The organism is Blautia massiliensis (ex Durand et al. 2017), from assembly GCF_001487165.1.
GTDB lineage: Bacteria > Bacillota > Clostridia > Lachnospirales > Lachnospiraceae > Blautia_A > Blautia_A fusiformis.
Window position 1 is genome coordinate 275,664 of the sequence record NZ_LN913006.1, and the last position, 12,554, is coordinate 288,217.

10 protein-coding genes are annotated in these 12,554 nt (G+C 45.9%); 7 read left to right on the forward strand and 3 right to left on the reverse strand.

Annotated elements, in window-relative coordinates:
• Window positions 1-150: 150 nt before the first annotated feature.
• The 5 genes from BN3261_RS02325 (at window position 151) to BN3261_RS02345 (ending at window position 6,874) form a co-directional block, all read left to right on the forward strand.
• The gene (locus tag BN3261_RS02325; protein ID WP_059085373.1) at window positions 151-990 is read left to right on the forward strand and encodes a sugar phosphate isomerase/epimerase family protein; all 840 of its coding nucleotides are present in this window, start codon (window positions 151-153) and stop codon (window positions 988-990) included.
• A gap of 113 nt (window positions 991-1,103) precedes the next feature.
• Complete coding sequence (locus BN3261_RS02330; protein WP_021652299.1) at window positions 1,104-3,029, forward strand: FAD-dependent oxidoreductase; 1,926 nt, start codon at window positions 1,104-1,106, stop codon at window positions 3,027-3,029.
• 144 nt (window positions 3,030-3,173) lie between these two features.
• Window positions 3,174-4,055, forward strand: a complete 882-nt coding sequence (gene aroE, locus BN3261_RS02335; RefSeq protein ID WP_015527027.1) for a shikimate dehydrogenase — start codon at window positions 3,174-3,176, stop codon at window positions 4,053-4,055.
• Window positions 4,056-4,060: 5 nt separating this feature from the next.
• Window positions 4,061-5,260 (forward strand): MFS transporter, encoded by a 1,200-nt coding sequence (locus tag BN3261_RS02340; protein ID WP_021652301.1) that lies wholly within the window; start codon window positions 4,061-4,063, stop codon window positions 5,258-5,260.
• Window positions 5,261-5,491: 231 nt separating this feature from the next.
• Complete coding sequence (locus BN3261_RS02345; protein ID WP_015527029.1) at window positions 5,492-6,874, forward strand: SulP family inorganic anion transporter; 1,383 nt, start codon at window positions 5,492-5,494, stop codon at window positions 6,872-6,874.
• Window positions 6,875-7,110: 236 nt separating this feature from the next.
• Here BN3261_RS02345 and aroD read toward each other — a convergent pair whose 3' ends face one another.
• The 3 genes from aroD to BN3261_RS02360 form a co-directional block, all read right to left on the reverse strand.
• Entirely contained in the window at window positions 7,111-7,872 is a 762-nt protein-coding gene (gene aroD / locus BN3261_RS02350) for a type I 3-dehydroquinate dehydratase (protein WP_059085374.1), read from the reverse strand.
• A 37-nt stretch (window positions 7,873-7,909) separates the two neighbouring features.
• Window positions 7,910-8,788, reverse strand: coding sequence for a shikimate dehydrogenase (locus BN3261_RS02355; RefSeq protein ID WP_059085375.1), 879 nt, complete (start codon window positions 8,786-8,788; stop codon window positions 7,910-7,912).
• 222 nt (window positions 8,789-9,010) lie between these two features.
• A complete protein-coding gene (locus BN3261_RS02360) occupies window positions 9,011-11,008 on the reverse strand; it encodes an oxidoreductase (protein ID WP_059085376.1) in 1,998 nt (665 codons plus the stop codon).
• A gap of 357 nt (window positions 11,009-11,365) precedes the next feature.
• Here BN3261_RS02360 and BN3261_RS02365 point away from each other — a divergent pair, with 357 nt between their 5' ends.
• Window positions 11,366-11,869, forward strand: coding sequence for an NUDIX hydrolase (locus tag BN3261_RS02365; RefSeq protein WP_059086843.1), 504 nt, complete (start codon window positions 11,366-11,368; stop codon window positions 11,867-11,869).
• Between the two features lie 310 nt (window positions 11,870-12,179).
• Entirely contained in the window at window positions 12,180-12,545 is a 366-nt protein-coding gene (locus tag BN3261_RS02370; RefSeq protein WP_015527035.1) for a BMC domain-containing protein, read from the forward strand.
• Window positions 12,546-12,554: the final 9 nt, after the last annotated feature.

Here is a 12,554-nt window from a genome sequence, read left to right on the forward strand (position 1 = left end):
TAACATGATATATTGACAAAATCTATGGATTCTCCTGGTACAATCAATTTGTTTTGTATTTAACAAAGTTATATAATGCTTATAGAAAAAAGATACAAAATAATTTAAAAAAAACAAATAAAATTATTTAAATTTTCAGGAGGAATTATCATGTCAAAAGAATTTCCAATCACAATCAGTTCCTGGACACTGGGAGATCAGTGCAAATTTGAGGACCGTGTAAAAGCTGCCAAAGAGGCTGGCTATGAGGGGATCGGCCTGAGAGCAGAAACCTACGTAGATGCCCTGAATGAGGGACTTTTCGACGAGGATATCTTGGCGATCCTGGATAAATATGACATGAAGGTAACAGAGGTTGAGTACATCGTGCAGTGGGCAGAGGAGCATCGTTCCTATGAGCAGAAATACAAAGAACAGCTCTGCTTCCATATGTGTGAATTATTTAACGTAAAACAGATCAACTGCGGACTGATGGAGAACTATTCTGTAGAGTATACAGCACAGAAACTTCGTGAGCTTTGCCACAGAGCAGGCAAATACATCATCGGTGTTGAGCCAATGCCATACAGCGGAATCCCGGATGTGAAAAAGGGCTGGGCTGTTGTAAAAGCTGCTGACTGCGGGAATGCGAAACTGATCCTTGATACATGGCACTGGGTAAGAGCAAACCAGCCGATCGAGCTTTCCGTACTTGAGGGAATCCCGGCAGACAAGATCGTATCCATCCAGATCAACGATGTATGGGAAAGACCATATGCAACAACGATCTTAAGAGATGAGTCCATGCATGACCGTCTTGCTCCTGGAACAGGAATCGGAACAACAGTACCGTTCGTAAAAATGATCAAAGAAAAAGGCATCAGACCAAATGCCATCGGCGTAGAGGTTATCAGCGATGCAAACCTTGAAAAAGGTATCGGGTATGCTGCAAAACATACATATGAGAACACAAAGAAGGTACTGGAAGAGGCTTGGCCGGAAGTACTGTAATTAATATAAGAAACTAATATTTCAGACGGGCCCCTGTTTCCGACGTCATACCGGTGACAGGGCGTTACCGTGAAAGAAACAAAAAGATTGTTTCAAAGGAAAGGAGAACGCATATGAAATTCAATGCGATGTTTCAGCCGATCGAGATCGGTCCTATGACAGTAAAGAATCGTTTTGTTGTTCCGCCAATGGGAAATAACTTTGCAAACACAGACGGAACAATGAGTGAGCAGTCCGCTGCATATTACAGAGAAAGAGCAAAAGGCGGATTTGGTCTGATCACCATCGAGGCTACTGTAGTTCACAAGGGCGCAAAGGGCGGCCCGCGTAAACCATGTCTTTATGACGACTCTACGATTGAGAGCTTCCGCAAGGTTATCGACGGATGTCATGCAGAAGGAGCAAAGGTGTCCATCCAGCTTCAGAATGCAGGACCGGAAGGAAATGCAAAGAACGCAGGAGCACCGATCACAGCAGCAACCAGTATCCCGTCAGTGTGCGGCCGTGATATTCCGAAGCAGCTTACAACTGAGGAAGTTTATGAGCTGATCAAAGGCTACGGTGAGGCAGCAAGAAGAGCTATGGAAGCAGGAGCAGATGCTGTTGAGATCCATATGGCACACGGTTATCTGGTAAGTACCTTCCTCTCTCCGAGAACAAACAAAAGAGTGGATGAGTTTGGCGGATGCTTTGAGAACCGTATGCGTTTCTCCCGTCTGATCATCGAGGAAGTTAAAAAAGCAACACAGGGAAAGATTGCAGTTCTTGCAAGAATCAACTGTGCAGATGAGGTTCCGGGAGGACTTGATATCCACGACAGTGCAGCAATCGCAGCATATCTGGAAAGCTGCGGACTGGACGGACTCCATGTATCCCGTGCCGTTCATATCAAGGATGAGTTTATGTGGGCACCGACTGTTATCCACGGTGGATTCTCTGCAGCAGAGGTTGAGGAGATCAAACGTGCGGTAAATATCCCGGTGATCACAGTTGGACGTTATACAGAGCCACAGTTCGCAGAACTGATGGTAAAAGAAGGAAGAGCAGACCTTGTAGCATTCGGACGTCAGAGCCTTGCAGATCCGGCTATGCCGAAGAAAGCACAGGAAGAGCGTCTTGAGGATATGACTCCTTGTATCGCCTGTCTTCAGGGCTGTGTTGCAAACATGTATGCAGGAAATCCGGTATGCTGTCTGACAAACCCATTCCTGGGTCATGAGGCAGAGCCGCTTGAGAAAGCGGAAGAGCCGAAGAAGGTTATGGTTATCGGTGGTGGTGTTGCAGGACTTTCCGCTGCATTTATCGCAAAAGAGAGAGGCCATGAGGTAACACTTTATGAGGCAGGAGATGTTCTCGGTGGAAACATGAGACTTGCTGCATATCCGCCGGGAAAAGGTGACATCACAAACATGATCCGCAGCTACATCCATCGCTGTCAGAAGGATGGCGTTAAGATCGTGATGAACTGTGAGGTAACTCCGGAGCTTATCAAAGAAGAGAAGCCGGACAGCGTGATCATTGCCACCGGTTCCAAGACTCTGATCCTTCCGATCGAGGGAATCGACAATCCGGCTATCATCCACGGCTCTGACCTTCTGGATGGCAAGAGAGCAGCAGGCAAAAAGGTTCTCGTTGTCGGCGGTGGAATGGTTGGATGCGAGACAGCTGCATTTTTAGGCGAGCAGGAGCATGATGTAACTGTTATCGAGTTCCGTGATACCGTAGGTGCAGACGTGATCCACGAGCACAGAGTATATCTGATGAAGGATTTCGAGGACTACGGAATCAAGGAGATCACCGGAGCAAAGGTATGCAAATTCTATGAAGACGGGGTAGAATATGAGACCGCTGACGGAGTACGTCACGAGTCAAGAGGATATGATTCTGTGATCCTTTCCATGGGATTCCGCAACTACAATCCTCTGGAAGAGAAGATCAAAGACCTTGTACCTGAGACACATGTGATCGGAGATGCTATCCGTGCAAGACGTGCACTGGATGCAACAAAAGAGGCTTATGAGGTAGCTTCCAGGATCTGATCTGCCAGTCGCTGATCGTATTGATACAAAAGAAAATAACTATCCGATAAACCGGACAGTATAAAGATTAAAAAGATGGCCCGACAGACATCGGAGAAAAATAATCCGGTGTCTGACAGGGGAAAATGCAGGAGGTAAAAAGAAATGGAACAGAGAATTAAAGGAACAACTGGTTTACTTGCACTGATCGGAAGCCCTGTAGGACATTCCGGATCCCCGGCTATGTACAACTTCAGCTTCCAGTACCATAACCTGGACTATGCTTACATGGCATTTGATATCAAAGAGGATCAGGTTCCGGCAGCTCTTGATGCAATGCGTCTGTTCAAAATGAGAGGCTGCAATGTAACCATGCCTTGCAAGAACAAAGTAGCTCAGTGTGTAGACGAGCTTTCACCGGCAGCAAAGATCATCGGCGCTGTAAACACCATCGTAAATGAGGATGGAAAACTTGTTGGACATATCACAGACGGTATCGGATTTGTCCGCAACCTGAAAGAGCACGGTGTTGATGTAAAGGGCAAAAAGATGGTAGTCCTCGGAGCAGGCGGTGCAGCTACAGCCCTTACTGTACAGTGTGCCCTTGACGGAGCTGCATCCATCGCAATCTTCAACCCTGACGATCCATTCCTTGACAGAGCAAAAGGAACTGCTGAGAAGCTTGCAAAAGAAGTACCGGACTGCAAAGTAAGCGTATATTGCCTTGATGACCAGGACAAACTGAGAGAAGAGATTGCAAACGCAGATATCCTCGCGAACGGAACACTTGCAGGAATGAAACCACATGATGACATCACACTGGTTGACAAATCCATGTTCCATAAGGATCTTGTTGTTGCAGACTGCGTATACAATCCGGCCGAGACAAAGATGGTAAAAGAAGCAAAAGAAGCAGGCGTGAAGCTTGCGGTAGGCGGAAAAGGAATGCTTCTGTGGCAGGGTGCAGCATCTTACAAGCTTTACACAGGTCTTGAGATGCCGACAGATGAGTACCAGAAATTCCAGGCTGAGAACGAAGGGAAATAAGAAAAATGAGCCAGACAGGTAAGAAAAATTTAGTGATTACTTCTATCGCGCTGTATTTTACATATTTCATCCATGGAATCGGAGCTTCCATCATGGGTCAGTACAAGCCGGAGCTTGCGGCTCACTGGGGAGCAAAGGCTTTAAGTGATGGAACTATGGATGTCAGCATGGTAGTATCTGTAATTGCCGCACTTGGACTTGGAAGACTGATCTCTCTTCCGTTTTCCGGTCCCCTGTCCGACAAATTCGGACGCAGATTAAGCGGAATCATCGGCGTAATCTGTTATGCAGCATACTTTATGGGAATCGCATTTGCTCCGTCTATGGGAGTTGCCTACGCCTTTGCCATTGTAGGCGGTATCGCAAACTCCTTCCTGGACACCTGCGTAAGCCCGACATGTATGGAGATTTATGTAAACAATCCTTCTGTAGCGAACCTGTTTACAAAATTCTCCATGTGTATCAGCCAGTTTCTGCTTCCTTTCCTCATCGGATTTGTAGCAGCGGCGAATATGTCCTACAGAACCATCTTTATTGTTGCAGGTGCTGCGATCTTTATCGATGGAATCCTGATCCTGTTCCTGCCATTCCCGGAGAGAAATACAGCAGGTACAGTAAAGAAAGAAAAAGCAAAATTAAAGATCACTCCTGCAGCTCTTGCAGCAATCCTCATCGGATTTACAAGCTCTTCTACATTCATGCTGTGGCTGAACTGTAACCAGGAACTCGGAAAGCTTTATAACTTAAGTGATCCTTCCAAGATCCAGTCCTTTTATGCAGTAGGAACCTTTGCAGCGATCCTGTGTTCCTCTGTATTTATCAAAAAAGGATTGAAGGAGATCAATATCCTGATCATTTATCCGCTGATCTCTTTCATCATGCTGGGACTGTGTTACTTTATCCAGAATCCGACAATCTGTCTTATCGGTGGATTTGTGATCGGTTTTGCAGGCGCAGGCGGTGTGCTTCAGCTGGCTGTTTCCACAACTGCGGAGTTCTTCCCGGAAAACAAGGGAACTGCAACATCCATGGTCATGATCGCATCCAGCGTTGCGAACTACACCATTCTGACACTGGCCGGCTACATTACAAAGACTGCCGGAACCAGTGCTCCGAGAATGATCCTGCTTCTCAATATGGCAGTGACATTCATAGGAATCCTTCTTGCACTGTTCGTTAAGATGAACCGTGGAAAAGAGGCTTGACTGAATCAAGAAAATCCCTTGGGATGAATATCCGTTTGACTACAGTAAAAAAAGTGAATCATTGTATGGATACAGACAAAGATGACTGAATCTGTGCAAAACAAAGTTCCAATTCGGGAACAATTCCCGGATTGGACTTTACCGTTTCTGAAAATGTTTGTTAATTAACAAACTTACAAAATAAAAGATACTATATATGTATTATCAAAAAAACGACAAAGGAGAATCGTTATGGCACGTGCAGCAAGACAGCGAAGAGAAAACGAACTGCCCTACATTCCGTTTGGGCCATTTCAGATTCGTTTTCCGTTTATTCACTATAAAATTGAGTCCGTAGAGTTTATCCAGGGCCTGATCCTCGGGGTTACGGCACTGGCGGCGGTTCCTTATCTGGAACAATATCTGGGATTGCCTTATGAGCTGGCATGGAGCTGTGTGATCATAGAGACCATGCTGTATATGCTACACAGCTTACTTGGTGATCCGGTTGTACCGGGATGGATCACACCGACCCTTCCGCTGACGATCGTATTCCTGGAAGGCTTCCCTATGGGAAAAGAACGTATCCAGGCAATGATCGCCCTGCAGATGCTGGTTGGTCTCGTGTTCATATTTATGGGCATCACCAAGCTTGCGGATAAATTTGTCCATGCAGTACCAAATTCTGTTAAGGGTGGTATCCTTCTTGCTGCGCCGGTGACGGTTATGGCAGGACAGCTGGGAGAGGGCGGCAACATGCATAAGTATCCGCTGGCGATCGTTGCCGGTGTAGGCCTTCTGATCCTGATCAGCTTTTCAGATAAATATCAGGAGAAGAGAAAGAACAACAAATTCCTGGATCTTGTTGCCAGGTATGGAAACCTTTTCCCGTATCTGATCGCCATGGTGGTAGGTCTTCTTGTAGGAGAGCTGGATGCGCCTGGTCTTGAGCTGGGAACTTTTATCAAGATCCCGCAGTTCAAAGAGATCATCTCACAGGTAAGTATCTTTGGTGTGGGAATCCCGCCGGTCTCCATGTTTGTCAAAGCGCTTCCTCTGGCACTTGTATGCTATGTTATCGCATTTGGTGATTTTGTTACCACAGAGACACTGGTTACAGAGGCACGCCAGTCCAGAGATGATGAGTACATTGATTTCAATTCCAGCCGTTCCAACCTGGTCAGCGGCATCAGGAACCTGATCCTTTCCGTCATTGCCCCGTTCCCGCCGCTTTCCGGTCCGTTATGGGTTGGAATGACAGTATCTGTTTCCATCCGTTACAAGGAGGGAAAGAAAGCTATGAAGTCTCTGATCGGCGGTATGGCATCCTTCCGTATTGCAACGTTTTTAAGTGTGTTGATCATTCCGGTTGTAAGCTTCTTCCGTCCGATCTTCGGAGTCGGTTCCTCCATTACTCTGATGTTCCAGGCATTTGTCTGTGCAAGGATCGGTATGGATTACTGCAGAACAGACCGTGACAAGATGATCGCAGGTGTTATGGCAGCGGTGCTTGCAACTCAGGGAACTGCATGGGCATCCGCATGGGCCCTGGCTGTAGGCTTCGGTCTGAATATCTTCCTTTCAAACTGGGACCCCAGAAAGAAAGAGGAGAATGCCATCGAGGATAAAAATTGATCAGAGGAAGAACAAAGATATAAAAAACAGAAAAAGAAGAAGTGTGCTGGATGGGTCAGCACACTTCTTCTTTTTGTCATGAGATTTGTTGTTTTTAATTATTATTTTAATAGATTTGCTATTATGGGATTAAAATTGCAAAAATTTGTTACATCAATTGGGTTTAAAAATTGGTTTATAATTCGCGTTCTGTTACAAAAATCTACCGTAGATCCTTTTTATGGGAGGTCACAGGATCACAGGCTTTTGTGGATAATGTCAAGAACCTGTGCAAGCTCGTTGACATTGATCTGTCCCGGTGCGGAAGCTTTGGTAGCTGCACCGAAGGTAAGGGCGGAACCGAAGGTTTCGCCAGCGAGACGGCTGACAACACCGGTACCTGCCATGGACATGGTAATGATCGGGCGGTCGGCGAACTGCTCGGACATTTCCAGCGTGGCACTTAAGAGTGTAAGCACGTCCTGTTTGTTTCTTGGCATAACAGCCATTTTCGGGATATCTGCGCCATAGTCCTGCATCATGCGAAGACGGCGCACGATCTCATCCTTCTCAGGAGTTGCGTCAAAATCATGGTTGGAAGCGATGACCTTTACGCCATAGCTGTGTGCTTCCTGGATCATGCTTTTTACGATCTCCTCACCTGTGAAGGCTTCTACATCAATGAGATCTATATAGCCGCTTTTTGCGACAGCCATGTTGAGTGCTTTGTAAGCTTCGTTGGAGATCGCTTTTTCTCCGCCTTCTTTTGCAGTACGGAAGGTGAAGAGGATCGGAGTGTCCTTTAAAACGGTCTGGAGATCTTTTGCCACATCCAGAACCTTGTCTGTGTCAAAAACGTCCTCAAACCAGTCAACACGCCATTCCACAACGTCTACGGGGATCCTTGCGAAGGTCCCTGCTTCAAGGAGGATATCATCCTTTGTCTGTCCCACGATCGGGACACAGATCTTCGGTCTTCCCTCTCCGAGTGTGATATTTCTTACCTGAACTGTTTTCATAATGGTCCTTTCTGATACGACAGGAACAGATAGCAGTTTAGTCGTCGTATCTGATGTTAAGAATCTCTTTCATATGTTCGATCGGCATCGGTTCGCCGGTCCACAGTTCAAATGCAGCGGAGCCCTGGAAAAGCATCATGCCAAGGCCGTTCATTGTCTTGCAGCCAACTTCCTTTGCCATAGAACGCATAGCAGTTTCAAGAGGGGAGTAAGGCACGTCAACAACGATAAGCTCCGGGCGGAAGTAAGACTTGTCCGGAACAACGGACTGACCTTCCAGTGGTTTCATTCCAACACCTGTCGCATTTACGAAAATATAACTGTCAGCCATTTCTTTTTTCAGCTGGTCGAGATCAGCCAGATCATAGAGAACAGCATGGCTTGAAGTTCTGGTGTTGATCTTTTCTACCGTAGATACTGCACGGTCCCAGAATTCATCTTTGCGGTTGAAGATCACAATCTCGCCTACACCGTCAAGTGCTGCCTGGATCTCGATAGCAGTTGCGGCACCACCTGCACCTACGATGGTCATTTTCTTTCCGATGGCGTTGATGTTATTGTCTTTCAGTGCTGCCATAAATCCGATACCGTCTGTGATATGGCCTGTAAGATGACCATGATCATTAACGATGGTGTTTACAGCGCCGCACATTTCTGCTGCCGGTGAAAGCTCGTCAAGGTACTGGCCTACCAGAGTTTTGTTCGGCATGGAAACGTTGGAACCTCTCATTTTCAGAGTACGGATGGCATTTACAGCATCCTCGATCTCGTCTGCACCAACCTCAAATGCAAGATATGCATAATCATAGCCAAGCTTTGCAAAAGCTTCATTCTGCATGGCAGGAGAGCTGGAGTGGCGGATCGGATATGCCATAAGACCAATCAGCTCGGTATGTCCTGTGATTCTTTCTGACATGGTAATAACTCCTCTCATTGGTAAAATCTGGATGAAGATTTGTCTTTTTTAAACCTCCCACCACATAGATCTGAAGAAGCTGCGGACATTCTTCGGACGGCTGCGGGGGAGGAAGACGTGGAAAATCTATGTTACGGATCACCGAGTGAACTGTAACAGATCTATATACACTTTCCGGTAGAAGGATTGAAGTGTTCCCGGAAAGGGTATAGCGGAAAAATATTAAAGGTATCCTTTCTGCTCAAGAATGGTAAGGATATTGCGTCCTTCCTGGGTACCGTCAATGATTCGTCTTGCTCTCTGGCTGTCGCCGATGTTCATGATCTCAACATCCTCAGAAGAAAATTCCTCTGTGAGGTTCTGGTAAAGCTGTCCCTGAGCTCTCATTCCGAGACATACGAAGCCGTACTCAAATGGAAGCTCATAAGGCTCACCGTCGCCCCTGACAAGGAAGGAAGAATCCTTAACCTCAAGGAGAGCAGTTTTTGTAAGCTGATGTACATTGTGTTTTTTCATCATGGTCTTTGTGTCATTTTTGCTTACCGGGTCAAGATCACGTCCGATCTGATCCATCATCTCAACGATAGAGATGTCTGCGTTTCTGTCAGCAAAGAATTCCACAACATCAAGACCTACAGCACCGCCGCCTACAACAACAACCTTTTTGCCTTCCAGATCCTTCGGAAAATCATTAATGTGGCTGATCATACCAAGAATAGAATAAATATTATGGTTCTCGTTGTCAATACGATCCTTCAGTCCTGCAATCGGAGGCAGAAGCGGAGCGGAGCCGGTGGAGCTTACGATGATATTCGGATGGAACTTGCGGATGTTTTCCGGTGTTCCTTCTGTGTTTTTGAAGATGTAAAGATTATCAAGCTGTTCAGCACGATGCATGAGATAGTGCGGGAAATCAGCAAGACGGTTCTTTGCAGGGATCTTTGAGATCAGAGATGCAAGTCCGCCAAGCTCATTGCCTTTTTCAAGAAGGAAGGTATTGCATCCAACCTCTGCGGCTGTACAGGCAGCTTCCAGTCCGGCAGTGCCTCCGCCGATAACGACCACGTTGCAGTTTTTATTTACATGTTTTTTCTTATATACATCGCCCTCAAGAACAGATGGGTTTACAGTACAGCGGATCGGACGGTTTACACCGATACGGTTTCCGGCACAGCCAACGTTACAGGAGATACATTTGCGGAGGTCACACTCATGACCTGTGGCAACCTTGTTTACCCATGCAGGGTCTGCAATCAGACCACGGCCCATACCGATCAGGTCTGCATCACCGTCAGCCAGGATACGCTCAGCAACCTTCGGGTCACGGACATTACCCATGGAGATACATGGCTTGTTGAATTTTTCTCTTACGGCCTTTGCCATGTAGGAACGCCATCCGTCCGGGAGATAATTTGCATCGATCTGGTACTGGATGGAACCGTTAAGTCCGCAGGAAACATCAAAGATATCAACCTCTTCCTGAAGATAATCCAGGTATTCCAGAGTATCCTCCAGTGTATTTCCACCCTCCATCAGCTCATCCGCACTGAGACGGAGCATGATCGGGAAGAAAGGTCCTACCTGTTTCCTTACCTCATCGATGACCATACGGCAGAAACGGGTACGGTTCTCAACAGATCCGCCGAATTCATCGGTACGCTTGTTTGTGATCGGGGAGAGGAACTGACTAATCAGATAGGAGTGTCCTGCATGGATCTCTACCGCGTCAAAGCCAGCTGTCTGTGCACGTTTTGCAGCCTCACCGTATTTTTTTACGATGTGAAGAATCTCGTCTTTGGAAAGAGGACGCGGGATCTCGCCGCCTTCTTTGGATGGAACGTCAGATGCGGAAACCGGCTGCATGTTGATCCTGGAAGAAACAGCGGAAGCTCCGGCATGGTTGATCTGGATCGCGATCTTTGTTCCGTATCTATGAATATTTTCACAGAATTTGAAAAGACGTGGCAGATAGTTGTCATGGTCGATGCGCAGCTGTGTGGTTCCGTTGGAGCCCTGCGGGGAATCGATGCTTGCGTTCTCTACGATGATGAGACCTGTGCCACCCTTTGCACGCTGCTCATAATAATTGATATGAAGAAAACTCATTTCGCCGTTCTGTTCACCGTAGTTGGTGCCCATCGGCATCATAACAATACGGTTCTTGATAGTCATATTTTTAACGGTTAATGGGGAAAAAATATGCGGATAATCATTCTTCATCTGAAAAAAACCTCCCTGGTTATTTTAAATAGAATCGTTTGTTTGTGTTAATTATATAACAGAATAATCTATAAAACTAATTCATAATACGAGCGATATAATAAAAATAATCTATGAATTTTTGTATATCATCTTTCAGGCTGCAGGTACTTGCATGTTTATAATGTGAAAAAAACAGATGTAGAACGGTAACGCTAACTGGAAAATGGTATCGGATCCAGGGGTTTACATATATGATTTTAACGTGTTATCATAACAAATAAAAAAGATACAGAAAACGGAGAAACGGGCAGGATGAAACGGATCAAATGTAAGACTGTATTTCCGCGTTCTGTAAAAAGACAGGAGATAGATAAAATGGAATTCTGGGATATTTACGATGCAGATAAGAAACCGACAGGACGAACTATGAAGCGCAATGACTGGTGTTTAAAGGATGGAGAGTATCATCTGACAGTTTTGGGCGTGGTAGCAAGACCGGACAAGACCTTTCTTATTACCAAACGTGTGATGACAAAGGCCTGGGCTCCGGGCTGGTGGGAGGTTTCCGGCGGTGCAGCCCAGGCAGGAGAGGCTTCCCGTGATGCAGTACTCCGTGAGGTGAAAGAGGAGACCGGACTGGACGCCAGTGAGGCAGAGGGCGGATACCTTTTTACATATAAAAGAGAGAACCCGGGGGAAGGAGATAATTACTTTGTGGATGTGTACCGTTTTGTCATGGATGTGGAGGATAAGGATCTGAAGCTTCAGATGGAAGAGACAGACGGATATATGTTTGCAACCCTGGAGCAGATCCGGGCGTTTGCCGCAGAGGGAAAATTCCTACATTATGACAGTATTAAGAAGGTGTTTGAGTTCTGAGCAGATTTCTGACTGGTTTTCCGCGAGGATTTGAAAATAAATGTTGTTTTTTGTGGATTTCTATTTTTAAAAACGTTGTTTTTTGACTTATTTTCGAAGAATTGTCTTGACATTAAAATTGGTAAATAGTAAAATTAAATCAGATGAACTGCCAGACGGTTTTTTGACCATGAGCAGGTAGCAGAGCGGATTTCAAAGATCTGCTTGACTTTAGGAAGCTGTAAGCCGGATGAATGAAATCCGGCTTATAAAATTATCCAATATTATCAGATCGAGAATAATATAAAATTTTGAAAGCGAGGAATCATCAATGGCGGATGAACATAGAGATCAGATCAGAATCGTACAGGAAACCGTAGCCGGTAAGGAGATCACATTTGCCCATATCATGGGTGGTCCGGCACCTATCATATATCAGAAGCTTGGACTGAATCCGCAGGTGGACTATGGATCATCTGCAATTGGTATCATGAACATGACACCTTCCGAGTCTGCTGTGATCGCATCCGATATTGCTGTGAAGAGCGGTAATGTGTATCTTGGATTTGCAGACCGTTTTACAGGAACACTGATCATAACAGGAGAGATTTCCGATGTGCAGACTGCAATGGAGGAGATCGTGGATTATTTCCGTGATACTCTGGGATATGTAGTATGCAATATCACCAAGAGATAAGGAAGTGTA